This window comes from Billgrantia lactosivorans, from assembly GCF_003254665.1.
GTDB classification, from domain to species: domain Bacteria; phylum Pseudomonadota; class Gammaproteobacteria; order Pseudomonadales; family Halomonadaceae; genus Halomonas; species Halomonas lactosivorans.
The window spans coordinates 122,656-145,855 of sequence record NZ_QHGY01000008.1; the positions used below are offsets into that span (position 1 = coordinate 122,656).

General features: G+C 66.1%; 22 protein-coding genes and 1 rRNA gene. 11 read left to right on the plus strand and 12 right to left on the minus strand.

The window, feature by feature from the left end:
* Positions 1–149: 149 nt before the first annotated feature.
* Together DIS04_RS15600 and DIS04_RS15605 are read right to left on the minus strand one after the other, a co-directional pair.
* A complete protein-coding gene (locus tag DIS04_RS15600; RefSeq protein WP_111414705.1) occupies positions 150–860 on the minus strand; it encodes a hypothetical protein in 711 nt (236 codons plus the stop codon).
* Between the two features lie 49 nt (positions 861–909).
* Positions 910–1,386, minus strand: coding sequence for a YbhB/YbcL family Raf kinase inhibitor-like protein (locus DIS04_RS15605; protein WP_111414706.1), 477 nt, complete (start codon positions 1,384–1,386; stop codon positions 910–912).
* Positions 1,387–1,462: 76 nt separating this feature from the next.
* Between DIS04_RS15605 and DIS04_RS15610 the strand changes: the two genes are divergently transcribed.
* Positions 1,463–1,924, plus strand: a complete 462-nt coding sequence (locus DIS04_RS15610; protein WP_111414707.1) for a flavodoxin family protein — start codon at positions 1,463–1,465, stop codon at positions 1,922–1,924.
* A 51-nt stretch (positions 1,925–1,975) separates the two neighbouring features.
* On the opposite strand, the gene fadA is transcribed toward DIS04_RS15610, so the two are convergent.
* Together fadA and fadB are read right to left on the minus strand one after the other, a co-directional pair.
* On the minus strand, positions 1,976–3,154 hold the full coding sequence (gene fadA, locus DIS04_RS15615) for an acetyl-CoA C-acyltransferase FadA (protein ID WP_111414708.1): 1,179 nt from the start codon (positions 3,152–3,154) through the stop codon (positions 1,976–1,978).
* Between the two features lie 28 nt (positions 3,155–3,182).
* On the minus strand, positions 3,183–5,348 hold the full coding sequence (gene fadB / locus DIS04_RS15620; protein ID WP_111414709.1) for a fatty acid oxidation complex subunit alpha FadB: 2,166 nt from the start codon (positions 5,346–5,348) through the stop codon (positions 3,183–3,185).
* A 341-nt stretch (positions 5,349–5,689) separates the two neighbouring features.
* Between fadB and slyA the strand changes: the two genes are divergently transcribed.
* The gene (gene slyA / locus DIS04_RS15625) at positions 5,690–6,133 is read left to right on the plus strand and encodes a transcriptional regulator SlyA (RefSeq protein ID WP_111414710.1); all 444 of its coding nucleotides are present in this window, start codon (positions 5,690–5,692) and stop codon (positions 6,131–6,133) included.
* A gap of 5 nt (positions 6,134–6,138) precedes the next feature.
* On the opposite strand, the gene DIS04_RS15630 is transcribed toward slyA, so the two are convergent.
* On the minus strand, positions 6,139–6,675 hold the full coding sequence (locus tag DIS04_RS15630) for a preprotein translocase subunit YajC (protein WP_111414711.1): 537 nt from the start codon (positions 6,673–6,675) through the stop codon (positions 6,139–6,141).
* 100 nt (positions 6,676–6,775) lie between these two features.
* On the opposite strand from DIS04_RS15630, the gene DIS04_RS15635 reads away from it, so the two are divergent.
* On the plus strand, positions 6,776–7,228 hold the full coding sequence (locus tag DIS04_RS15635; protein WP_111414712.1) for a universal stress protein: 453 nt from the start codon (positions 6,776–6,778) through the stop codon (positions 7,226–7,228).
* Positions 7,229–7,399: 171 nt separating this feature from the next.
* Here the strand turns inward: DIS04_RS15635 and DIS04_RS15640 are convergent, their stop codons facing one another.
* On the minus strand, positions 7,400–9,325 hold the full coding sequence (locus DIS04_RS15640; protein ID WP_111414713.1) for an ATP-binding cassette domain-containing protein: 1,926 nt from the start codon (positions 9,323–9,325) through the stop codon (positions 7,400–7,402).
* 100 nt (positions 9,326–9,425) lie between these two features.
* Between DIS04_RS15640 and DIS04_RS15645 the strand changes: the two genes are divergently transcribed.
* Together DIS04_RS15645 and DIS04_RS15650 are read left to right on the plus strand one after the other, a co-directional pair.
* Positions 9,426–10,319 (plus strand): TatD family hydrolase, encoded by an 894-nt coding sequence (locus DIS04_RS15645; protein ID WP_245904582.1) that lies wholly within the window; start codon positions 9,426–9,428, stop codon positions 10,317–10,319.
* Position 10,320: 1 nt separating this feature from the next.
* The gene (locus tag DIS04_RS15650) at positions 10,321–10,797 is read left to right on the plus strand and encodes a hypothetical protein (protein ID WP_111414715.1); all 477 of its coding nucleotides are present in this window, start codon (positions 10,321–10,323) and stop codon (positions 10,795–10,797) included.
* On the opposite strand, the gene DIS04_RS15655 is transcribed toward DIS04_RS15650, so the two are convergent.
* Together DIS04_RS15655 and DIS04_RS15660 are read right to left on the minus strand one after the other, a co-directional pair.
* Entirely contained in the window at positions 10,783–11,871 is a 1,089-nt protein-coding gene (locus DIS04_RS15655) for an ACP S-malonyltransferase (protein ID WP_111414716.1), read from the minus strand. The genes DIS04_RS15650 and DIS04_RS15655 overlap by 15 nt on opposite strands.
* Positions 11,868–14,093: a thiamine pyrophosphate-dependent enzyme gene (locus tag DIS04_RS15660; RefSeq protein ID WP_340148175.1), complete on the minus strand. Its 2,226-nt coding sequence runs from the start codon at positions 14,091–14,093 to the stop codon at positions 11,868–11,870. Before DIS04_RS15660 ends, DIS04_RS15655 begins: the two co-directional genes overlap by 4 nt.
* Before the next feature lie 98 nt (positions 14,094–14,191).
* Between DIS04_RS15660 and DIS04_RS15665 the strand changes: the two genes are divergently transcribed.
* Positions 14,192–15,043 (plus strand): LysR family transcriptional regulator, encoded by an 852-nt coding sequence (locus DIS04_RS15665; RefSeq protein WP_111414717.1) that lies wholly within the window; start codon positions 14,192–14,194, stop codon positions 15,041–15,043.
* Here DIS04_RS15665 and DIS04_RS15670 read toward each other — a convergent pair.
* The gene (locus tag DIS04_RS15670) at positions 15,001–15,585 is read right to left on the minus strand and encodes an elongation factor P hydroxylase (protein WP_111414718.1); all 585 of its coding nucleotides are present in this window, start codon (positions 15,583–15,585) and stop codon (positions 15,001–15,003) included. The two genes, DIS04_RS15665 and DIS04_RS15670, sit on opposite strands and share 43 nt — an antisense overlap.
* A gap of 131 nt (positions 15,586–15,716) precedes the next feature.
* On the opposite strand from DIS04_RS15670, the gene DIS04_RS15675 reads away from it, so the two are divergent.
* From DIS04_RS15675 to DIS04_RS15685, 3 genes are all read left to right on the plus strand, one after another.
* A complete protein-coding gene (locus DIS04_RS15675) occupies positions 15,717–17,165 on the plus strand; it encodes an MATE family efflux transporter (RefSeq protein ID WP_111414719.1) in 1,449 nt (482 codons plus the stop codon).
* 19 nt (positions 17,166–17,184) lie between these two features.
* Positions 17,185–18,186, plus strand: a complete 1,002-nt coding sequence (locus DIS04_RS15680) for a DUF3080 family protein (protein WP_245904583.1) — start codon at positions 17,185–17,187, stop codon at positions 18,184–18,186.
* A 137-nt stretch (positions 18,187–18,323) separates the two neighbouring features.
* Positions 18,324–19,037, plus strand: coding sequence for a hypothetical protein (locus DIS04_RS15685; protein WP_111414721.1), 714 nt, complete (start codon positions 18,324–18,326; stop codon positions 19,035–19,037).
* A 34-nt stretch (positions 19,038–19,071) separates the two neighbouring features.
* Here the strand turns inward: DIS04_RS15685 and tusA are convergent, their stop codons facing one another.
* The gene (gene tusA, locus DIS04_RS15690; protein WP_111414722.1) at positions 19,072–19,329 is read right to left on the minus strand and encodes a sulfurtransferase TusA; all 258 of its coding nucleotides are present in this window, start codon (positions 19,327–19,329) and stop codon (positions 19,072–19,074) included.
* 29 nt (positions 19,330–19,358) lie between these two features.
* Here tusA and DIS04_RS15695 point away from each other — a divergent pair, with 29 nt between their 5' ends.
* A complete protein-coding gene (locus DIS04_RS15695; protein ID WP_111414723.1) occupies positions 19,359–19,646 on the plus strand; it encodes an antibiotic biosynthesis monooxygenase family protein in 288 nt (95 codons plus the stop codon).
* Between the two features lie 28 nt (positions 19,647–19,674).
* Here the strand turns inward: DIS04_RS15695 and rlmM are convergent, their stop codons facing one another.
* On the minus strand, positions 19,675–20,760 hold the full coding sequence (gene rlmM, locus DIS04_RS15700; RefSeq protein WP_111414724.1) for a 23S rRNA (cytidine(2498)-2'-O)-methyltransferase RlmM: 1,086 nt from the start codon (positions 20,758–20,760) through the stop codon (positions 19,675–19,677).
* A gap of 368 nt (positions 20,761–21,128) precedes the next feature.
* Between rlmM and gdhA the strand changes: the two genes are divergently transcribed.
* Positions 21,129–22,481: an NADP-specific glutamate dehydrogenase gene (gene gdhA, locus DIS04_RS15705; protein WP_111414725.1), complete on the plus strand. Its 1,353-nt coding sequence runs from the start codon at positions 21,129–21,131 to the stop codon at positions 22,479–22,481.
* A gap of 465 nt (positions 22,482–22,946) precedes the next feature.
* Here the strand turns inward: gdhA and rrf are convergent.
* Positions 22,947–23,062, minus strand: a 5S ribosomal RNA gene (gene rrf, locus DIS04_RS15710).
* Between the last annotated feature and the right edge of the window lie 138 nt (positions 23,063–23,200).

Consider the following 23,200-nt stretch of genomic DNA (forward strand, 5'->3'; position numbering starts at 1 on the left):
CTTGAATCCAAGCGAAACGCCAGTCATCCGACTGGTAATAACCCAACCTAGCCCCGTAATCGTTCGCATGCAAAGCGACTTTGTATCGGCCTATTGCGCCGGGAAAAGTAACCGTAATCAGCGCAAAAAGGACGCACCTCGAGTTTCGATCAGGCGTCGGGCGCCAAGGAGGAGAGATCGTCCTTCTCGTTCAACTGCTCGATCTCCCGACAGAGCCTGCGACGCTGCCAGGGCGTGGAAAGCCGCTTGGTATCCCAGGTAGCCGGTACCAGTCCGCATCCCGGCTGCTGGTCGACGAATTCGAAGCAGCGCTCGGCGCCGATCGGCAGGTCCTCCGAGCCGTAGATGCAGATGATGCGAATGGTCAAGGTGCGGAATAGCACCCCATGCAGCGGGCGATTTCCCTCCATCTCGAATCCGGCGTCGCGTGCGAGGCGCTGGGTCAGGGCGGCGAAGCTGTCGATATGGACGAAATCGCCGGGCCCTAGCGGGCCCTGATGGGAGCCGTCCTGGGCGATGGGCGAAGGGTCGTTCGAGCCAGACGAAAAGTGGCCGGCACCCGCTTCATCATCCCGCGAGTAGCTTTCGGTACTGTCGGTCACATCCATCCGCACGGTGCCGCGCGAGGTCTCCAGTTCGGCGATGATGTGCTGGATGAAGACCGGTTCGGCACTCATGTTGCTGATGATGCACAGGGCATCGATAGCCTTTTTCCGGCCTCGATTGATCAGCAGGCGCGGCCGGCGCTGTCGGCGAAAGCCGAAGTAGAGCAGCTGAGCGTAGACCACCCAGACGATCAGGGTGCCGATATCGGTCAGCACGGAGACGTTGTCTCCGTGCTGGAAAAGCCAGTCGAACACTGCAATCCTCCCTGACTGCCATGAACGTTAGGATCACGGGCGATGGTTGTCAGCCGCGGCGGTAGGTGCCGATCAGGCGGTTCATGCCGAGCAGGTGGGGCTCGAGCTGCTTGAGCAGCTCCGCGAGGCCTAGTCCTTCGGGCAGGTCGGTCGGCTTGTCCAGCGCCAGCACCCAGAAATAGTAATGGTGCACGCCATGGCCCTCCGGCGGCATGGGGCCGCCATAACCGAGCTTGCCGAAATCGTTCTTGCCACTCGTGCCGTCGCCGGTGCCTTCGGCCAGCGATGAGGTGGAGCCCGGCAGGTTGTAGAGCAGCCAGTGAACGAAGCCATAGCCGCCGTGCTGGACCAGTGGCGCGTCGGGGTCGTGGCAGATGATGGCATAGCCCTTGGTCCCTGCTGGGGCAACGCGCCAGCTCAGCGCCGGTGAAACGTCCTCGCCCTCTCCGGTATGCCGAGCGGGAATGGCGCCATGCGCCTTGAAGGCAGGGCTTTCCAGCTGCATGGTCGAAAGTGCAAAGGCCATGAGGGGGAATCCTCCTGTCGGTTGCGAACGGGAAGCTGCCGAAACAGCGTCGGTAAAAGCGGTTAGACTGTCAAACATGAAACGCCTGCTGATCGTGGCGCACGCGCCCTCCCCCAATACCCGAACCCTGCGAGACGCCGCCGAACGCGGCGCCGGGCATCCCGATGTCGAGGCCGTCGAGGTGGTGGTCAAGGCACCCCTCGAGGCCGGCCCCGAGGACATCCGCGCCAGCGATGCCATCCTGCTCGGCACCACCGAGAACCTCGGCTACATGAGCGGTGCGCTGAAGGACTTCTTCGACCGCAGCTATTACGCGGTGCTGGAGGAAAAACAGGGCCTGCCCTGCGCGCTCTACGTGCGCGCGGGACACGACGGCACCGGTACGCGCCGTGCGGTGGAGAGTATCGTGACCGGGCTGCGCTGGCGCTGGGTGCAGGCACCGTTGATCCTGCGCGGGGAGTGGCAGGCAGAGTTCGAAGCACAGGTGGAGGAGCTGGGCCTCTACCTGGCGGCAGGACTCGAGGCAGGCGTGCTGTAGGAAGAATAAGCGGCACCCCGTGAGGTGCCGCGGGTATCGCTACCGAGGCGCTTAGTTGAGCCGCTCGAAGACAGTCGCCACCCCCTGCCCCATGCCGATGCACATGGTGGCCAGCCCCAGGGTGGTGTCCTGCTGGCGCATCACGTTGAGCAGCGTGGTGCAGATGCGCGCGCCGGAGCAGCCCAACGGGTGACCCAGGGCGATGGCGCCTCCGTTGAGGTTGACCTTCTCGTCCATGGCATCGAGGAAACCGAGGTCCTTGAGCACCGGGATCGCCTGGGCGGCGAAGGCCTCGTTGAGCTCGACGGTCTGGATGTCCTCGGACGCCAGGCCGGCGGCCTTGAGCGCCTTCTTCGACGCCGGCACCGGGCCATAGCCCATGATCGAGGCGTCGCAGCCCGCTACGCCGGTGGAGAGCACCCTGGCAATCGGCTCGAGACCCAGGGCGCGAGCGCGCTCGTAGCTCATCACCGCCATGGCCGAGGCGCCCACGGAGAGCGCCGAGGAGGTCCCCGCCGACACCGTGCCCCCGCGCGGGTCGAACACCGGCTTGAGCTTGGCCATCTCCTCGAGCGAGGCATCGATGCGCACCACCTCGTCGTGCTTGAACAGCGTGCGGAAGCCGCGTTCGTCGTGGCCCTCGACGCCGACGATCTCATTGGCGAAGTAGCCCTTCTGGTTGGCGGCGTAGGCGCGCTGGTGCGAACGCACGCCGAACCTGTCCTGCTCCTCGCGGGTGACGCCGTGCATCTTGCCCAGCAGCTCCGCCGTCAGGCCCATCATCATGGCCGCCTTGGCGGCATACTTGCTGGCCGCCGGGTTGACGTCGACGCCATGGGTCATGGGCACGTGCTCCATGTGCTCCACGCCGCCGATGACGTAGAAGTCGCCCATGCCGGCCTTGATGTTGGCCGCGGCGATATGCAGCGCCGTCATCGAGGAGCCGCACAGGCGATTGACCGTCTGGGCCGGTACCGTGCGCGGAATGCCGGTCATGATCGCCGCGTTGCGGGCGATGTTCATCGCCTGCTCGAGGGTCTGGTTGACGCAGCCCCAGATCACGTCGTCGACCTCGGCCGGGTCGAGATTGGCGTTGCGATCGAACAGCGCCTGCATCACCGCGGCGGAGAGGTTCTCGGCGCGCACGTGGCGGAAGGCGCCGTTCTTGGCCTTGGCCATGGCGGTACGTACGCCGTCGACCACCACGATGTCTCTCGGATTCAAACTCATTTCAACTCACCTCCTGCTCGTGGTGGATTCAGCCCTGGGCCTGGGTGGAATAGAAGCGCTCGCCGGCCTCGGCCATGCGCCGCAGCCTGTCGGTGGGGGCGTAGAGCGGCCCCAGCTCCTCGGCCAGGCCGTCGGCCAGCCGGACGAACTCGGCCACGCCCATGGCGTCGATGTAGCGCAGCGCGCCGCCGCGGAACGGCGGGAAGCCGATGCCGTAGATCAGCGCCATGTCGGCCTCGGCGGGGGTGGCGACGATGTCGTCCTCCAGGCAGCGCACCGTCTCCAGGCACAGCGGCACCATCATGCGGGCGATGATGTCGTCGTCGGAAAACTCCTTGTGTGCCGTGACGACCTGCTCGACCAGTGCCTGGGCCGCCTCGTCGCTGACCTTCTTCGGCTTGCCCTTGCGGTCTTCCTCGTAGGCGTAGAAGCCCTTGGCATTCTTCTGCCCCAGGCGCTCGTTCTCGAACATGACCTGGATCGCCGTCTTGGCGTCGCGTGCCATGCGGTCGGGGAAGCCTTCCGCCATCACCTCGTTGGCGTGCACGGCGGTATCCATGCCCACCACGTCGAGCAGGTAGGCGGGCCCCATCGGCCAGCCGAACTTCTCCATCACCTTGTCGACGCGCTGGAAGTCGGCACCCTGCTCGACCAGCAGGCTGAAGCCGCCGAAGTAGGGGAACAGCACGCGGTTGACCAGGAAACCGGGGCAGTCATTGACCACGATCGGCGTCTTGCCCATGGCGCGGGCGTAGGCCACGGTGGCCGCCACGGCGGCGTCGCCGGTCTTCTCGCCGCGAATCACCTCGACCAGCGGCATGCGATGCACCGGGTTGAAGAAGTGCATGCCGCAGAAGTTCTCGGGGCGCTTGAGGTTTTGCGCCAGGCGGGTGATCGAGATGGTAGAGGTGTTCGAGGTGAGGATGGTGTCCTCGCCGACCAGGCCTTCCACCTCGCTCAGCACCGCGTCCTTGACCTTGGGATTCTCGACCACCGCCTCGACCACCAGGTCGACGTGGCCGAAGTCCCCGTAGGAGAGCGTGGGGCGGATGTGGGTCAGCTTCTCGGCCATCTGCTCGGTGGTCAGCTTGCCGCGCTCCACCTGCTTGGCGAACAGCTTGCGCGACTCCTTCAGCCCCAGTTCGACGGCCTCCTCCTTGATGTCCTTCATCAGGATCGGTGTGCCCCTGGAGGCGCTCTGGTAGGCGATGCCGCCGCCCATGATGCCGGCCCCCAGCACGGCGGTCTGCTTCACCGCCCGGGCCTGCTTCTCGTACTTGCCGGCCTTCTTCTTGACCACTTGGTCGTTGAGGAACAGCCCCACCAGGTTGTAGCAGACCTCGGTCAAGGCCAGCTTGGCGAAGGCCTTGGCTTCGATGGCCTGGGCGCGGGCACGCTCCTCGCCGGCGCCCTTCTGGATCACCTTGATCGCCTCGATCGGCGCCGGGTAGTGCGGCCCCGCCTTGCCGGCCACGTAGCCCTTGGCGGTCTCGAAGGCCATCATCTGCTCGATGGCGTTGAGCTTCAGCGGCCCGGTCTTCTCGGCGCGCCGCGCCTGGTAGTCCAGCTCGCCGGCGTTGGCCCGCGCCAGGATGTCCAGCGCCGCCGCCTCGAGCTGCTCGGCAGGCACGACGGCATCCACGACGCCGACCTTGAGCGCCGCATCGGCACGGTTCTCGCTGCCGCCGGCGATCCACTCCACGGCGTTGTCGGCGCCGATCAGGCGCGGCAGGCGCACGCAGCCGCCCCAGCCGGGCAGGATGCCGAGCTTGGTCTCGGGCAGGCCGATCTTGGCCGCCTCGCCCATCACCCGGAAATCGGTGGCCAGCGTGACCTCGCAGCCGCCACCCAGCGCCAGGCCGTTGATCGCCGTCACCGTGGGGAACGGCAGGTCCTCGATGGCATTGAAGATCTCGTGAACCTTGAGGTTCATCTCGACCAGGAAGGCTTCGCCCTTCTCGAAGATGCCATGGAATTCGGTAATGTCGGCGCCGACGATGAAGACCTCCTTGGCGCTGCCGATCACCAGCCCCTTGAGGCCGCTCTGGGCGCGGATGGCCTGGACGGCCTCGTCGAGCTCAGCCATCACCGCGCTCGACAGCTTGTTGATGGATTCATCCTTCAGGTCGAAGGTGAGCATGGCGACATCGTCGCCGTTGCGTGCCACCGTGATGGCGTTGCCTTGGTAGATCATCCACGAATCTCCACACAGAGGTTGGCGTTGGAGGAGCGCCCGATTTCATACGGCCGTTTGATTTCGGAAGCTTGGTGCACTCCGGGCGGCACGTCAAGCCCCGGGAGACGCTTTGTCGGCTAGCCCTTGACCTGCAGGCAGAAACGTTGACTGCCTTCCGGCAGGGCAGCAGCGGCTGATGCAGCTTGCCGGGGCGGGACTGGACAGACAGGGCCGAGAAGGGGAACCTATCCATTAGCGCGGTAATCGAATCCTGAATCGTCATGACTTGACGAGACAAGTTGCATTACACGCAAGGGGTCCGGACAATTCGACAAATTCAACGATGTAAGCGGAGTCCCATGCATCAGAACATCGGCTTCCGACTGTCCCGCCTGCCTCGCCTGTGGCGCGCCATCATCGATCGCCGCCTGGCCCCGCTGGGCCTGACCCAGACGCGCTGGATCACGCTGTACCACCTCTGGCGGCTCGGCGATGGGCAGCCGCAGTGTGATCTGGCCCGGGCAATCGGTGTGGAGGCTCCCTCCCTGGTGCGTACCCTCGACCAGCTCTCCGAACAGGGTCTGATCGAGCGCTGCCCCTGCGACCAGGACCGGCGCACCAAGCGCGTCTTCCTCACCCCGGCCGCGACGCCGCTGCTCGAGCAGATCGACGACGTGGTGACCCAGGCCAGGCGGGAGATGCTGGAGGGCCTCAGCGAGGCGGATATCCGCCAGCTCGATGCCCTGCTGGAGCATATCGAGAACAATGGCCTGGCCATTCAGGCCCGGGAGAGCGAGAACTGAGTGACTCAGTCGCCTGTGGCCCTGTCTTTGAAATCGGGGCGCGCCACGGGTCGATCGGCACGACCAGCCAGGGCGTCGCGCAGCAGGCGAAAGTCCTCCACGTAGGTAAGAAAGCGCTCCGCCGTCTGCGACTCCCACCACCACAGGGTAATGGCGGCTTCGTCGGACTCGACGACCAGGGCATCCTGCGGCAGGCGCGTCAGCAGCGACTCGAGCGCTTCACGCGCAGGCTCGGGCAGCGGCCGGAGCGGCTCGATCCGCCAGCGCCAGTCGGCCACGCACGGCTTGAGCACGTCGCTGGCCTCACTGGCGCGCACCAGCAGGAAACGCGGCCCGGGGGCCGCGGCCGGATAGCTCCAGCGGTAGCCCGGCATGGCGGTTCCGCTGCCGTGCAGCGGCGGCTTTTCCAGCACCACCTTGACCCCCGCCCTGGCCGCCGCATTGCGCAGCGGCACGATGCGGCGCTGACGGGGGCTGGGCTTGAGCCACATCACCGGAGCGATCATCAGCAGCAGGGCTGCCAGAATGACTAGCCAGACCATCCCGTTTCTCCTGTTTCTTGACGCAAGTCGTTGTCTTGATTCACCAGCCGTCCTAGAGTGAAGGCATGTCGATCACATGCCGTTACGCTGGAGTCCTGCCATGAGCAATGAATACCGCCATATCCTGGTCGCCGTGGATCTGACCAAGGATTCCCACAAGGTACTTGAGCGCGCCCTTCAGATTGCCGAGCGCAACCAGGCCAAGCTGTCGATCATGCACACCCTGGAGCCGCTGGGCTTCGCCTATGGTGGCGACATTCCCATGGACCTCACCAGCATCCAGGATCAATTGGACGAACATGCCAAGCAGCGCCTGGCCGAGATCGCCGACCCCCATGTGGCCAAGGAGAACCAGCACGTGCTGGTGGGCATGCCCGACACCGAGATCCATCGCTTCGCCGCCGAGAACGGCGTCGACCTGATCGTTGTCGGCTCCCATGGCCGGCACGGCTTCGCCCTGCTGCTCGGCTCGACCTCCACCGGCGTGCTGCATGGTGCCCAGTGCGACGTGCTCGCCGTGCGGGTAGGAAAAAAAGGCGAGAGCGCCGAGTAGCGAAAACCCTGTTTATCTGCTGCGCTCGATATTCTGGCCGCCGGCGGTGCCGAGCGCCGGACCGTCGCTACCTTCATGTAGCAGGCTATACTGCGCTAGCTCCGCTCCGGCGGCAGCCAGCCTATCTTGGCTCGCAACGATAAACAGCGCTTCCTATCGAATTTTTATTTCCTACTCCCCCGCGGCGAGGGCTTCCAGCTCCATCCACCGCTCCATGGTGGCGTCGAGTTCGGCCTGCTTGTCGCTCATGGCCTGCAGCGTCTCGGAAACGCTACCCGCGTCCTGCTGGTAGAACGCGGGATCGCCGACCCGGGCCTCGAACTCGGCCAGCTCGGCCTCGAGCCGCTCGATCTCGGCCGGCAGGGCATCGAGCTCCCGCTGCAGCTTGTAGGAAAGCTTGGCGGGCCGTTTCGCCACCGATGCCGTGGCGGCGCTGCCGGCCCTGGGGCCGGCCTCCGGGGTGACGGTGGGTTCGACCTGCTGGCGGGCCGCGCCCTCCCACGGCGCCGGCGGCAATTTCCCGCCCTGGCGCACCCAGTCGCTGTAGCCCCCGACGTATTCTCGCACCACCCCATCGCCCTCGAAGGCCAGCACGCCGGTCACCACGTTGTCCATGAAGGCGCGATCGTGGGAGACCAGCAACAGGGTGCCGTCGAAGTCGAGCAACAGCTCCTCGAGCAATTCCAGGGTCTCGACGTCGAGGTCGTTGGTCGGTTCGTCGAGCACCAGCACGTTGGCCGGCTGGGTGAACAGCCGCGCCAGCAGCAGACGGTTGGACTCGCCCCCCGAGAGCGCCTTGACCGGCTGGCGCGCCCGCTCCGGCGTGAACAGGAAGTCCTGCAGATAGCTGATCACGTGCTTGTCCTTGCCACCCACCGTGACCCGGTCGCTGCCCTGGGCGACGTTGTCATAGACGCTCTTCTCCGGCTCCAGCCCGGCCCGCAGCTGGTCGAAGTAGGCCACCTTGATGTTGGTGCCGAGACGTACCCTGCCCTCGCTGGGCTCGAGCTCGCCGAGCAGGATCTTGAGCAGCGTGGTCTTGCCGGCCCCGTTGCGCCCGATCAGCCCGATGCGGTCGCCGCGCTGGATCTCCAGCGACAGGTCACGAATGATCGTCTCGTCACCGAAGCGGTGGGTCACCCCGGTCAGTTCGACCACGCGCTTGCCGCTGCGCTCGCCGCTGTCGATACCGAAGCTGGCGCGGCCCTGCACCTCGCGCCGCTGGCTGCGCTCGCGTCGCAGCTGCTCGAGCGCCCGCACCCGCCCCTCGTTGCGGGTGCGCCGCGCCTTGATGCCCTGACGAATCCAGGCTTCCTCCTGCGCCAGCTTCTTGTCGAATTCGGCGTGCTCGCGCGCCTCGACCTCGAGCTCATGCGCTTTCTGCTGCTGGTATTTGTCATAGTCACCCGGGTAACGCCCCAGGCGGCCACGGTCGAGCTCGAGGATCGAGGTGGCCAGCCGGGACAGGAAGGTGCGGTCGTGGGTGATGAACAGCACCGCGCCGTTGAAGTCGAGCAGCTGTTCTTCCAGCCAGGCGATGGTGTCGAGGTCGAGATGGTTGGTGGGCTCGTCGAGCAGCAGCAGGTCGGGCTCGGCCACCAGGGCGCGGGCCAGCGCCACGCGGCGGCGCCAACCGCCCGAGAGCGAGCTCATCGGGTCGTCCGCGGGCAGGCCCAGGCGGGTCAGCACCACGTCGATGCGCTGATGGAACGACCAGCCGTCGATGGCCTCGAGGCGGCTCTGCAGGGTCGCCATGCGCTTCATGTCGGGATCGCTGGCCTGCACCAGGTGATGATACTCGGCCAGCAGTGCGCCGGCCTGGGGCAGGCCCTGCGCCACCACGTCGAAGATGGTCTCGCCCGTGGCGGAAGGCAGGTTCTGCTCCAGCACGCCGATCTTCAGCCCCGGCGCGCGCCAGATGCTGCCGTCATCGGGCAGGATGTCGCCCGATACCAGCTTGAGCAGGGTCGATTTGCCGGTGCCGTTGCGTCCCACCAGCGCCAGGCGCTCGCCCTTCTCCAGCACCAGGTCGGCACCGTCGAGCAGCACATGGTTGCCATAGGCCAGTTGCAAGCGTTCCAGACGTAGCAGGGTCACGCGTTCACCTCTCAATTCATCAAGGCGGCTAGTGTAACGCATGGCTGGCCCCGCGTGGCTTTGGTTACAATGCCCCGTGTATCTGCACAGGAGTGCATCCTTGGTCGATCCCAACGCTACCTTCGACGACTTACTGCCCGAGGCACTGCGGTTTCGCTCACCCGCCCCGCTGGTGGATATCGGCGCCAACCTGACCCACGCCAGCTTCGCTGCGGATCTCGAGGCGGTGCTGCGGCGCGCGCGCGCGGCCAACGTCACCACCCTGATCGTGACCGGCACCGATCGCGCCCACGCCGAGCAGGCCGTGCAACTGGCCCAGCGCTTCCCGGGGCTGCATGCCACCGCCGGCGTGCACCCGCACGATGCCAGTCACTGGGATGCCTCGCTGGCCACGGCCATGCGCGAGCTCCACCGTCGCCCCGAGGTGGTCGCCGTGGGTGAGTGCGGGCTCGACTTCCATCGCAACTTCTCCACGCCGGCAGCCCAGGAGCGCGCCTTCGAGGCCCAGCTCGGCCTGGCGGTGGAGAGCGGCAAGCCGCTGTTCATCCACGAGCGCGACGCCGGCCGGCGCATGCGCGAGATGCTGCGCACCTGGCGCGACGATATCAGCGATGCCGTGGTGCACTGCTTCACCGCCGAGCGCGAGACCCTGCATGGCTATCTCGATCTCGACCTGCATATCGGTCTCACCGGATGGATCTGTGACGAGCGGCGTGGAATCCACCTGCGCGAGCTGGTACGGGACATTCCGCTCGAGCGCCTGATGGTGGAAACCGACTGCCCCTACCTGCTGCCGCGCGATTTACCTGCCAAACTCAAGGGTAGGCGCAACGAACCCTCGCTGCTGCCGTGGATCGTGCGCGAGATCGCCCACTGGCGGGGCAGCGATGAAGCGCAGCTGGCCCGCGCCACCACCCATACCGCCCGACGCTTCTTCCGCCTGGCCGCGGCAGGCGAAGCCGACGAGGCACGCCGTGCCCAACAGGAGTCGTAATATGGCCGATATACCCGGATTCATCGCCGTGGAGACCGGCGACGACAGCGATCTCCCGCTGGCCATCGCCTGGGCACTGCCCGATGGACGCATCAAGCACACCCTGATTCAGCCCGACGACGACTGGCTCGACGACGAGTTCAACGAGCTCAACGGCTACAGCCTGGAGGAACTGCACAGCTTCGGCGCGAGCCCCCTGGACGTGATCCGGGAGCTGGAGGGCGACCATTTCAGCGCCACCCTGTTCACCGCCGGCATCAGCGGCGACGAGGCGGCCCTGGCGCGACTCTTCGACACCTACGGCATCGACCCCTTCGTCGAACTGGCCCCGGCCGACAGCCTCTATCCCGACCTCTCGGCCGGCGAGTGGAGCCGCGCCCGCAACGAGCTGTTCGGCGAGATGGGGCTCGAGCCGCTGCGGCCCGAGCACGAGGTCGAGGTGATGCTGCACCTTCACCAGCGCCTAGGCCGGGAGTGACTCCCGCCGTGACAGCAGCCACTCGCGCTGCTCGGGCAGCCCCATGCAGACGAGTCGCGGCTCCTCGGCCTGACCTTGCTGGAAGGAGTTCTTGTCGCCGAATCCCTGCCAGCCGAGCTGGATCAGTGCCTGGGCCGTGGCGCCGCCCAGGGTCGCGCCGGGGCCGGGGATCACGACACGATCCGGCGCGAACTCGCGTACGCCGACGCGGATCGCCGCCGTGAAGTCGTACGGCGCCACCAGCTGCTCGCCCAAGGTGTAATCCCACAACGCCTGGGGATCGGTGCTCCACGGCGTCCAGACGTGGCCGCGGCCGTCGATCATCGGCACCGCGGGTGCATGAAACGGCCCGACGCCAAGCCGGCGACGCGCCACCTGTTTCAAGTCCTCCTGCAGCGGCGTATGGAAGGCCGCATGCTGGTGCAGCCGCAGCGGAAAGCGCTCGCGCGGTGGCAGGCGCTCGGCCAGGCGCGCCAGCCCCGCCTCGTTACCGCCGAACACCAGCATGCCGCCAAGCTCGATCGAGAGATAGAGTTCAGCGCCTTCGCTGCCGTGGATCCGCTCGATCAGGCTCAGCAGCTCCCGGCGCAGCGCCCAGTCCGGCCGCCAGGCCTCGTCGACCCAGGGATAGATGACCTGACCGCCGGCCAGGGTCTCCTGCATCAGCAATCCCATGCTGCCGATCAGGTGCAGCGCCTCGACGGGGTCCAGTGCCCCGGCCGCCGCCAGGGCGATGTACCAGCCCATGGAGTTGCCGGTGACCGCCACGATCTCGTAGCGTTCGCGGTCGATCGCCAGCAGGTCGGCCCAGGCGCAGGCATAGATCAGCGGCGAGGCATGCTCGCCCCGCCCGTGCAGGATCTGGCGGAAAGGCGTCTCGCCGTCCAATTCGGAAAGCGTCGGCATATCGGCCTCGCGGCGCACGGCGTCGAAGCGTGCCAGCCACTCGCTGTCGCCCGCCAGCCGGTTGAGGGTGCCCCACTCCGCGGCGTTGTAGGTGCCGCGGCCGGGGCAGACCACCAGGATCCGCTCACGGGTCGCGCTGCCCTGCGTGTCATCGCGCATCTCGCTCATGCCTCGTCGCCCTCCGCCGTGACCCCGGGGACCACCTGTGCCGCCATCCCATTGCGTTGTCTGGTTCCCACGAGGCGTCGAGCCTGCGCCACGATCGCTTCGACCGAGGGCAGCGTGACCGTGGCCGCTCGCCCCAGCGGAATGAAACTGTCCTCGGCGGTGAGCCGGTGCACCCTGTCGCCTGGCACTCCCCGCTCCACCAGCGCGGTGACCAGCTCCTCGCTGGGCGAACCGCTGCGCCGGCACTCGTCGACCACCAGGACCTGAGCGCAGTCGGCGACCCGACGATGCACGGCGTCATGGTCGATGGCGGTCAGCCAGCGTAGATCGACGATGCGCAGCGCCACGCCGTCGACTTCCAACCTGGCGGCAGCCTGGCGCGACAGATAGACACCGTTGCCGTAGGTGACGATGGCAAGCTCACGGCCCTCGCCCCAGACACCAAGCTCGCCCACAGCCAATCGATGCTCGGGCCCGGGATCGGCAAAACACCACCCCTGGTCTCCCTCCTCGAGCAGGTCGCGGGTGTGGTAGAGCGCGATCGGTTCGATCATGACCACCACGCGCTGCTCCTCGTCGGCCAGGCGTACGGCTTCCTGCAGCAAGCCCACGGCGTCGGCGGCGTTCGATGGGCAGGCCACCAGCAGCCCCGGGATGTCACGCAGCACGGCGATGGCGTTGTCGTTGTGGAAATGCCCGCCGAAGCCCTTCTGGTAGCCGAGCCCGGCAATGCGCACCACCATGGGGTTGGTGTACTGGCCGTTGGAGAAGAAGCTCAGCGTGGCCGCCTCGCCGCGCAGCTGATCCTCAGCGTTGTGCAGGTAGGCCAGGAACTGGATCTCGAGGATCGGCACCAGGCCGTTCTGCCCCATTCCGATGCCGAGCCCGAGGATGCTCTGCTCGTCGAGCAGGGTATCGATCACCCGATGCGGCCCGAACTGCGCCTGCAGCCGCTGGGTGACGCCGTAGACGCCGCCCTTGCGGCCGATGTCCTCGCCGGCCATGACCAGGTGGGGGTAGCGCTCCATCAGCCGACATGACGCCTGGTTGAGCAGCTTGGCCATGGGTGCCGGGGTCGCGTCCACCTCGCCCTGCCAGGGTCGCGCACGCCCCGGCCTTGATGGCGGCACGATACTGGCCATGACCGCATCGGCAGTCTCCAGCTTGGGCCGGCGAATCGCCTCCTCGGCGACATGCGCGACCCGCTCGGCCACCGAGCGGTAGAGCGCTTCGATGGCAGCGGCATCGAGCACTCCATGGCGCTGGAGCAGACCGGCCGTGACCAGCAGCGGATCGCGCGCCTCGTCGGCCTTGATGCGTGCCGGAGCGAGATAGGCCTGCTGGGCATCGGAGCCGGCATGACCGTAGAGCCGCACGCAGCGCATGTGCAGGAAGACCGGCTGCTTTCGGCGCCGCGCGATACGCTCGGCTTCCCTGGCCGCCCGCCAGGTATCGAGCAGGTCGAGTCCGTCACAGGCGAGGTAATGGAAGCCGGGGCGGCTTCGCATGCTGGCCTCGATCCAGCCGTTCGGCGTCGGCGTCGAGATGCCGATGCCGTTGTCCTCGCACACCATCACCAGCGGCATCGGCGCGCCCTGGTAGGCGGCCCATCCGGCGGCGTTGAGCGCCCCCTGGGCGGTGGAGTGGTTGAACGAGGCATCGCCGAAGCTGCAGATCGCCACGCTGTCGAGCGGCCACTCGCCAGCGCCGCCGAGTCGGCGCCACAGGCCGAGGCTGTAGGCGGCGCCCATCGCCTTGGGCAGGTGCGAGGCGATGGTACTGGTCTGCGGGGGAATGTGGAGCGCCTTCGATCCGAGCACCTTGTGCCGCCCGCCCGAGATCGGGTCCTCCGCCGAGGCGGCGAAGCTCAGCAGCAGGTCCCACAGCGGCGTCTGGCCCGGCACCGCGCGGCTGCGCTGGATCAGGAAGGCCGCATCGCGATAGTGCAGGAAGGCGGGGTCGGTGGCACGAAAGGCCCGCGCGATGGCGGCGTTGCCCTCGTGGCCGGCGCTGCCGATGGTGTAGAAGGCCTCGCCACGGGCCTGCAGGCGCCGCGCGTGGAGGTCGAGGTGCCGGCTCATCAGTTGGGTCTCGAACAGCTCGGCGAGCCCGGGCGCGGAGAGCCCGACCTCATCGAGCTGCCACTCTCGTTCTGGTGCGGGCCAGTCACCGCTGCGAAGCGCAGCGAAGAAACGCTGCTCCTGGGGTAGGGGTTCGAGCACGATACAGGCTCCCGGGGGCTGAGTATTACTCACAGCCTAGCGCGCCAGACAGGCAAAGGGATAATATCGATCTCCTGCCCCAGGCATAGGCAATACTTATGGATGTGAAAAGCCTGCGCTACTTCATCGCCGCCTACGAGGGCGGCTCGATCAGCGCTGCCGCGCGACGCTGCCATGTCGCCCAACCCTCCATCTCCACCGCCCTGGCGCAACTGGAGGAACGGCTGAACACGCCGCTGTTCGAGCGGCATCGCCGCGGGATCACGCCCACCGCCGAGGGCCATCGGCTCTACCCGCTGGCCCGCCAGGTCAGCGAGGATCTCGATGCCATCGGCCGCCTGTTTCGCACCCCGCCGCCGGCCACCCCGGTACGCCTGGGGCTGATGCGATCCCTCGGCGCCCACCGCATGACCGCCCTGCTCAAGGAGTACATCGGCCAGGGCGACAACCTGGCGCTGACGCTGGTCAACCCCGAGGAGCGCTGCGATGCCCGCATCATCGGCGAGCAGGACCTGGCACCGGGCGAGGGATTCCAGCCGATCTGGCACGACAGCTACCTGCTGGCGCTACCCGGCGGCCACCCCCTGGGCCTGAAGGCCACCGTTGAGCTGGGCGCTCTCGACGGCCTGCCGTTCATCTGGCGCCACCCCTGTGCCGCCATGGAGCAGCTGGCATCGGCCCTCAGCGATACCGGCGTGCGCTGCCAGGTCAGGGCCCGCCTGCGCACCATCGAATATACCCTGGGGCTGGTGGCGGCCGGCGTCGGCGCCTCGCTGGTGCCGGCCTGGCCCGAGATCCTCGCGCACCCGGACGTGCAGTGCCGCCCCCTGAGCGGTCTCGATATTCACCAGACCATCGGCGTGGCCTACCCGTCGCGCCAGGCGATGCCGGCACTCGACCCGTTGCTTCAGCTCGGCAGGCAGGCCTGGGAAGCCGCAGGACGCGCCTGATCGAGCACGTGCTGGCCGGTGGCCACGGCCCTCTCGAGCGGCAGGCCGTGGCGATAGAATGCCATCAGCGCTGCGTAAAACGCCGCGGCTCGATCCGGCAGACCCTCTTGCTCGTAGCACGCCGCCCGATTCGCCACGCGCTCGTGGAAGGTCGCGCGATCGACCTCCGCCGCACCGCCGAGGTTGTCCACGCTGACGTGGAAGCGCAGCCCGCAGGCGTGCGAGAAGAGCATCTCCAAAGCCTGCGGGGCCACCTCGGCCTCTTCGAAGCGGCGCTGCTGCTCGGCGTCGCGCCCGTCGGGCAGGTACCAGTAGCCGTAGTCCTCCAGCCTTCTCCGTCGCTCGCCGGCGATGCACCAATGGCTGATCTCGTGCAAGGCGCTCGAGTAGAAGCCTCGCGCGAAGATCACTCGATGCCAGGGAACGACATCGTCGGCGGGCAGGTAGAGCGGCTCGTCGCCGCCGCGTACCAGCCGGGTATTGAAACGCTGCTGAAAGAGGCCGTCGAACAAGGCGATCACGTCATCGAGGCGATGCGTCACGGGTTCTCCAGGCATGACGAATGGCCCGCCAGTATAGGCGAGTCGTTTGCGCAGCGAAATTCACCGGGAATTGCTAACATATTCGGTTTCCTTGGCATGTGGCCGAGGCCTGAGATGCATGGAGCACCCCCTTGGCAACGTTCTTCACCGACCTGCTGAGCGTCGGCCGCACGGAGACGCGGCCCCTGCTGCGGCTGACCCTGCCGATCTGCGGCGCCCAGCTGGCTCAGGCCGGCATGAGCGTCACCGACGTGATGATGACGGGCCGGGTCAGCGCCACCGACCTGGCCGCCGTCTCCGTGGGCTCGAGCCTGTGGCTGCCGTTGATGCTGTTCATGACCGGCACGCTGATGGGCCTGACCCCCATCGTCGCGCACCTGCTTGGCGCCGGCGCCAGCGAGCGCATTCGGCCCAGCGTGCACCAGGCCTTGTGGGTGGCCCTGGCCCTGGGGCTGACGGCGGCCCTGCTGCTGTGGCTCAGCGTGACTCCGGTCTTTCGCCTGATGGACGTGCCCGTCGAAGTCGCCCGACGCTCGGCGGCCTATCTCTCGGCCGTGGCGTTCGGCATGCCGGGGGTGGCGCTGTTCCAGGCGCTGCGCGCCTTCTCCGACGGCATGAATCATACCCGCCCGTCGCTGTGGATCAGCCTGGTGGGGCTCGCCGTCAACATACCCAGCAACTTCGTGCTGATCTATGGCGGCGACGGACTGAGCGGGCTCTTCGGCAGCTGGCTGCCAGGCTGGATGCAGGACCTGCCGGCGCTGGGCGCGCTGGGCTGCGGCATCGCCACGGCGCTCTCCATGTGGGTCATGTGCCTGGCCATGGTGATCTATACGCGTCGCTCGCGGGCATACGGCAGCGTCTCGCTGTGGCGTTCTCCCGCGCCGCCGAGGTGGCGCCTGATCGGCGAGCTCCTCTACGTCGGCGTGCCCATCGGCGTGGCGATCTTCGTCGAGGTGACGCTGTTCACCCTGATCTCGCTGTTCATCGCTGGCCTGGGGGAAGTGACGGTGGCAGCGCATCAGGTCGCCCTGAACTACACATCGATCCTGTTCATGCTGCCCCTGGCCCTGAGCATGGCGCTGACCGTCCGGGTCGGCAACACCCTGGGTCAGGGCAGGGCCGAGCGGGCCCGCCTGGTGGCCTGGCACGGCGTGGTCATCTCCCTGGTGATCGCGCTGCTCAACAGTGCGCTGCTGTGGTACACGGCAGAGCCGGTCATGGCCCTCTACACTCATGATACGGCCGTTCAGCGCCTGGCCCTTTCCCTCATCCTGCTGGCCATGCTCTACCAGGTGTCGGATTCGCTCCAGGTCAACCTGGCCGGTGCGCTGCGGGGCTACAAGGACACACGCGTGATCATGCTGATCACCCTGTTCGCCTACTGGGCGGTGGGGCTGGGCGGCGGCCATTGGCTGGGCACTCGCGGCCTGCCCGGCGGGAGCGGCCCACTCGGCGTGCATGGCTATTGGATCGGCTTGATTGCCGGGCTCACCGTGGCGGCGCTCCTGCTTGGCGCACGTCTGCGGGGAAAGGCCAAGGGAGTCGCAAATGGGAGGCTGGATATCGCCCAGGATTGAGCCAGGCCACTGTCTCGTTGTGCTTCTGCTGTTGCTGCTGGCTGGCTGCGGTAACGAGGAACAAGGCGAAGCCAGCCTGGTCGAGTACCAGCGGGCGCTGGCGCAAGCCCTGGATCGGTCCGAGCCCGCAAGAGGCGCACCGGACAACATCGGCAGCCTTCCCGAGCGCGACGAGCGGCTTCACGAGATCACCGAAACCCGTGAGGGCATGCTCGCCGTCTACGCGCTGCGCGAGTGCCGCATCACCTCCCTCGTCGCCGCCCGCAACAACCAGCTCGGCCGCGTGGCCCCGCCGAGCCAGCAGTGGATCTACGAACTCGAACTCTGGCGCCGGCTGCATGCGTGCTGGCACAGCGACGTGCCGGGCTCGCTCTCCGATGCCGACCGGGTGCGGCTCGAGCGGCTCACACGGACCAAGACCGAGCAACTGCCCAAGGTGAGCTGGAACAGCCTGTTCGGTTCGGAAGAGTGGGTACGCAGCTTTTCCCGCGCGAGCTCACCGCTGGCACCGGGCGACACCCGAGGCATCGAGGCCCAGTTCGAGGCGTTGAGCTGGGTGCATCAGGCCACACTCAACCAGTTCAACCCCACCTGGAGCCCCGAGTCCTCCACCTTGGAGAATCATCTCAAGTCGCTACGCAGCCGCCCGCTGACCGCCGAACTGCTGCGCGCCCTGCTGCTCGCCGAGCAGCGGCTGGGCGAAGCGACCGAGCTGCTGGCCGACAGCCTCGCCGCGGATGGCACCTGCCGCAGGCTCTCCGCCACGCCCGATGAACTGCACCGACGCCTGACCGCGATGCCGGCGTTCGACTGGCTGGAACGCCTCGAAGCGCTGGCCACCCGCTGGCTGACGACCCTCGACCGCCTGTTCGAAAGCCATCTTGCGCCACCCGCCGCGGTGGCTGCCTACCGGGAGCGCTGGCTATCGCTGGATAACCCCGTGGCGCCCCTGCCCGCCCTGCGCCGAGCACGCGGCGAGCATCGTCGACACTGGCGAGCGCTGATCGAGAGCTGCCCATGAAAAAGGCATCGCCAGGCTTAACTTGCATGGCGACTCTGTGATATTGGTGAACCCAGAAGGTAGGAGTCGATCCCGTCAGCCTTGCCGCAGCCGTGACCTATTTCCGCTCGGCCCATGCAGAATCTGGAGGGAGAAACATGGGTATGCCGCTGTCACCCCGTCCTGCCCGGGTCATCGACCTGGAAACGATGCGCCAGAAGCTCCAGGCCAAGCGTCGCCTGGTTCGCCTCTCTCCCGAGCTCGACGGTCTCGAGATGGTCTACAGCCTGGCCTCGGAACCGGACTCCCTCTACGGCATGCCTATCCTCGCCTGGGGCTTGCGCGAGGATGGCGACGTGGTCGGCCTGGTGCCCTGGATGGAGACGCTGACCCCCTGCCACCAGCTCGACGACGCCGAGCATGGCTGCTTCGTCGGCTATCGCGACCCCGAGACCGAGGAGCTGCTGGAGTCACCCCCGCCGCACAAGGCCTGCGAGCTGGAGCATGCCGCTGCCTACTTCGATTATGAAGAAACCCACGAGATCACGCTGATACAGCAGATTCCCGACCCCCAGGGAACCCATGCCCTGTGCATCGACGACGAAGACCGCCCCTGGCAGCTCAAGCAGGTGTTCGGCTGGCGTCTCTACAGTGACGGCAACGTGGAGGCCTTGCTGGCCGACGAATCCCTCGTCGAGACGACACCGATCCTGCCCGGCGATGCCTGCCTCTATCCAGGCAAGAGCCGGCACAGGATGGTCTACTTCTTCCAGCGCAGCATCGCCAACCGCATTCGCGAACAGGACCCCAGCACGCTCGAGGCACTGGCCCTGATGGTCGTGCCCTGCGCCACGAAGGGAGCGGACGGCTGAACGGACCGCAACAGACCGCCGGGCTGGAAGTACATCAGCCTAAACGGATAAAGTAGAGATAGCGTCCGTTCGACTCCTGCTGCGAAAGCAGTTCATGGCCAAGAAAGCTGCAGAACTTGGGCACGTCACGCGTCGTCGCCGGGTCCGTGGCGACCACTTTGAGGATGTCACCGGTTTTCATGTCGCGCACCTTGTTGTGCATGAGCATGATGGGTTCGGGACAATAGAGACCGGTCGTGTCCAGCTCGACCTGAACGTCGAAACCTGGCTGCGAGTCGGCGGTATTCGTCATCGATCGACCTCGTCGTGGGGAACTGCTAGATGATCAAGATCATTATTGAACGTCGTATCATGCCTGGCCTGGAAGAGGAATACGAGGAGGCCGCACGCGAAGCCATGCGCCACTCCCTCGGCGCCAGAGGATTCGTCGGCGGCGAAACCCTGGTCGAGCGAGGCCATAGTGACCGGCGTCTGATGATCGTCAAGTGGCGTGACCTGCGCACCTGGAACGAATGGTACGCGAGCGAGGAGCGTTCGCGGGCCATGCAACGTATCCTGCCGCTGCTGACAGAGGACGAGACCATTCGCATCTACGAACCCTGTTACTGAGAGGCGTCACGTCATCCGGCCGAGCCCCTCAGTCTCGCAGCCTGACATGCACCGTGACCTCCTCACGGTCATGATAGAGTTGCCGGCAGCGCAGGTCGGCGGGAACGCCGGCCTCGTGCAGCGCTTGCCTCAGCATATCCAGGCAGCGAACGACCTCTTCCCTGCGCCGCTTCATCGGTAGCTTCAGGTTGAACACCGCCTCCCGGCACCAGCGACGAGTCAGCCAGCGCTGTACCATGGCCGTCACTCGTGCCGGCTTGTCGACGATATCGCACACCAGCCAATCCAGCCGATAAGGCGGCTCCCAGACAAAGCCATCCTCCCGCAGATGCTCGACCAGGCCCGTTGCCATCAGATCCCCCTTCATGGGTCCGTTGTCGATGGCAAAGACATGCATTCCGCACTTGACCAGTTGCCAGGTCCAGCCACCAGGCGCCGCGCCCAGGTCGGCGGCCTGCATGCCTTCGGCCAGGCGCTCCTCCCACTCATCGCGAGGGATGAACTCGTGCCAGGCCTCCTCGAGCTTCAACGTCGAACGACTGGGCGCCGCCGCAGGGAAACGCAAACGCCGAATGCCACCCGGCAGCTCGCTGCGATTCCCGGCAAAGCTCATGCCCAGCTGGACGCGATCACCGTCCATCCAGAACAGGTGCAGGCGCCGCCCCGCCGCCTTTCGCCGCAAAGCTCCCCGCTTGCGTAGCGTCGACTCCAGAGGGCGTGTCAGGGCCTTGATCAGCCCCGCAAGCGCCTTGCCCTCGTTGGTATCGGGCGTCTCGTGCCAGATGGCATCGAAGCTCCAACCGCTGGCCAACACCTGACTCACGATGGAAGAGAGGCGGTCTTCTCGCGCCAGAGAGAGCGGCGGCAATGCCACCAGGCTCTGGCGGGCGAAGACGAGCCGCTCGAAACGTAGCTCGCGATGCAGCTCGTTTGCCGGCCTCTCGTCTTCCACGAGGAAACGGACATGGCCCTGCTGGGCAGCGAACTCCGTCCTGCCATGCCACCCTAACTGCTCGGCGCATGCCAACACTTCGGTGGATACGTCGTGCTCGAACCCAGGGCGGCAGTAGAACAGCAGCTGATCCGGTATCAGGCGCCCCTCCCCTTGCGGCATGGCAATCGTCCTCTCTGGCAGATACGGCTCGGCTCTATCGGTCGGCGGGTCGGGTCCAACACAGACGACCACGGCACGTTGGTGGACATGCAGAGGACCGGGCACATCGCAAGTGTTCCGGCCGCAGCAGCGATCGCCAATGGTACCAGCCTTGAGGGCGACTGTGGGCGTGGGTCGTCTCGGGACCCATCGTTTATTTTACGTATATTCGCTTTCTTTCATGTCCTAACATGGTGCGCAGATTTTAGGGATTTAAAAGCGATTTCGACTCATATCAATGTCTAATCCCGACATGACCTATGCAATTGCTGCATAATGGTGCAATGAATTATAGTGAGGCCACCTAATTCCACTCAGGATGGTTCTCAATGACCTACATACACGACACCCTCGAGGGGCTGCGCAGGAGCAGTCCGGCCCAGAGCGAGTTCTATCAGGCCGCCGAGGAAGTTCTTGAATGCCTGCGCCCCCTGCTCGAGACCGTGCCGCGCTACCATCAGCACAGCATCATCGAACGCATCGTCGAACCGGAACGCCAGATCATGTTCCGCGTCAGTTGGGTCGATGACGCCGGCAAGATTCAGGTCAACAAGGGCTATCGCATCCAGTTCAACTCGGCGCTTGGCCCATACAAGGGTGGCCTGCGCTTTCACCCCAGCGTCAACGCCAGCATCATCAAGTTTCTGGGCTTCGAGCAGATCTTCAAGAACGCCTTGACGGGCCTGCCGATCGGCGGCGGCAAGGGCGGCTCCAACTTCGACCCCAAGGGCAAATCCGACGGCGAGATCATGCGCTTCTGCCAGTCGTTCATGAACGAACTGTACCGCCATATTGCCCCGACCATCGACGTTCCCGCCGGTGACATCGGTGTCGGCGCGCGGGAGATCGGCTACATGTACGGACAGTACAAGCGCCTCACCGGCCGCTACGAGGGCGTCTTCACCGGCAAGGGGCTGAACTGGGGCGGCTCGCTGGGCCGCAAGGAAGCCACCGGCTACGGTGCAGTCTACTTCGCCCAGAACATGCTCGAGGCGCGCGGCGACAGCATCCGGGGCAAGACATGCCTGGTTTCAGGTGCCGGCAACGTCGCCATCTACACGATCGAGAAGCTCTATCAGCTCGGCGCTCGCCCCGTGACCTGCTCGGACTCCCGCGGCACGATCCATCACCCGGAGGGGGTCGATCTCGACACGCTCAAGCTGCTCAAGGAGGTCAAGCGCACCTCACTGCGAGAGTACGTCGAGTACCATCCCGATGCCCACTATATCGATGCCCAGGACTATCCCGTCGACGGCCATGCCGTATGGCGCATCGAGGGCGATGTGGCATTTCCGAGCGCAACGCAGAACGAAGTGACCGAAGCCGATGCCACCGCCCTGCTTCGGAACGGCGTGCACTGCATCAGCGAGGGTTCCAACATGGCCTCTACCGCCACTGCCGTCGACCGCTTCCTCGAGGCCAGGATTGCCTATGGCCCCGGCAAGGCCGCCAATGCCGGCGGCGTTGCCACGAGCCAGCTCGAGATGGCACAGAACAGCAGCATGCAGCAGTGGCCCCTGGAGAAGGTTGACACCAAGCTACAGGCCATCATGGCCGACATACATCGCCAGTGTGCCGATACCGCTGCCGAATTCGACGACCCCACCAATCTCGTGCTTGGCGCGAACATTGCCGGGTTCCGCAGGGTGGCGGACGCCATGATCGACCAGGGCGTGGTGTAGCCATCCCAGGTATCACCGGTCTGTATGCGTCCGGTGAACACCACACCTTCCGCCATTCCCGACCAGGCGGGATCCGTGGGAGGCCCCTGAAACGACGAAACCCCGACTAGTTGGCCGGGGTCTCTGAAAAGATGCCCGACGATGTCCAGGGCGGCTCCCCGCTGCTCGACTCGTCTCATCCTGAGGCTCGCCCTTCGGGCCCGCTGCCACGGTTTCCGCCTGTTCCCGACAGGCGGGATCCGTGGGAGGCCTTGAAACGGCGAAACCCCGACCAGTTGGCCGGGGTTTCTGAAAAGATGCCTGACGATGTCCAGGGCGGCTCCCCGCTGCTCGACTCGTCTCATCCTGAGGCTCGCCCTTCGGGCCCGCTGCCGCGGTTTCCGCCTGCTCCCGACAGGCGGGATCCGTGGGAGGCCCCTAAACGGCGAAACCCAGCCTCTTTCGAAGCTGGGTTTCTGAAAAAATGCCTGACGATGACCTACTCTCGCATGGGGAGACCCCACACTACCATCGGCGCTGAGCGGTTTCACTGCTGAGTTCGGCATGGGATCAGGTGGTTCCCACTCGCTATGGTCGTCAGGCGAAAACGGTTGGAATCATGCTGGCGTGATCGTCTCGGCACGGTGTCACCGTGCCTGCGTATCCGTCAATCGTGTGCGCAATGCGCAGACCCCTTGGGGTTATATGGTCAAGCCTCACGGGCCATTAGTACCGGTTAG

What these genes read in the sequence shown, in the direction of transcription:
- DIS04_RS15655 (WP_111414716.1), bottom strand. Translation starts at nt 11,871, where the DNA reads ATGAGCGAGATGCGCGATGACACGCAGGGCAGCGCGACCCGTGAGCGG.
- DIS04_RS15665 (WP_111414717.1), top strand. Translation starts at nt 14,192, where the DNA reads ATGGATGTGAAAAGCCTGCGCTACTTCATCGCCGCCTACGAGGGCGGC.
- fadB (WP_111414709.1), bottom strand. Translation starts at nt 5,348, where the DNA reads ATGATCTACCAAGGCAACGCCATCACGGTGGCACGCAACGGCGACGAT.
- DIS04_RS15695 (WP_111414723.1), top strand. Translation starts at nt 19,359, where the DNA reads ATGATCAAGATCATTATTGAACGTCGTATCATGCCTGGCCTGGAAGAG.
- fadA (WP_111414708.1), bottom strand. Translation starts at nt 3,154, where the DNA reads ATGAGTTTGAATCCGAGAGACATCGTGGTGGTCGACGGCGTACGTACC.
- DIS04_RS15635 (WP_111414712.1), top strand. Translation starts at nt 6,776, where the DNA reads ATGAGCAATGAATACCGCCATATCCTGGTCGCCGTGGATCTGACCAAG.
- slyA (WP_111414710.1), top strand. Translation starts at nt 5,690, where the DNA reads ATGCATCAGAACATCGGCTTCCGACTGTCCCGCCTGCCTCGCCTGTGG.
- DIS04_RS15685 (WP_111414721.1), top strand. Translation starts at nt 18,324, where the DNA reads ATGGGTATGCCGCTGTCACCCCGTCCTGCCCGGGTCATCGACCTGGAA.
- DIS04_RS15610 (WP_111414707.1), top strand. Translation starts at nt 1,463, where the DNA reads ATGAAACGCCTGCTGATCGTGGCGCACGCGCCCTCCCCCAATACCCGA.
- DIS04_RS15605 (WP_111414706.1), bottom strand. Translation starts at nt 1,386, where the DNA reads ATGGCCTTTGCACTTTCGACCATGCAGCTGGAAAGCCCTGCCTTCAAG.
- DIS04_RS15630 (WP_111414711.1), bottom strand. Translation starts at nt 6,675, where the DNA reads ATGGTCTGGCTAGTCATTCTGGCAGCCCTGCTGCTGATGATCGCTCCG.
- tusA (WP_111414722.1), bottom strand. Translation starts at nt 19,329, where the DNA reads ATGACGAATACCGCCGACTCGCAGCCAGGTTTCGACGTTCAGGTCGAG.
- DIS04_RS15650 (WP_111414715.1), top strand. Translation starts at nt 10,321, where the DNA reads ATGGCCGATATACCCGGATTCATCGCCGTGGAGACCGGCGACGACAGC.
- rlmM (WP_111414724.1), bottom strand. Translation starts at nt 20,760, where the DNA reads ATGCCGCAAGGGGAGGGGCGCCTGATACCGGATCAGCTGCTGTTCTAC.
- gdhA (WP_111414725.1), top strand. Translation starts at nt 21,129, where the DNA reads ATGACCTACATACACGACACCCTCGAGGGGCTGCGCAGGAGCAGTCCG.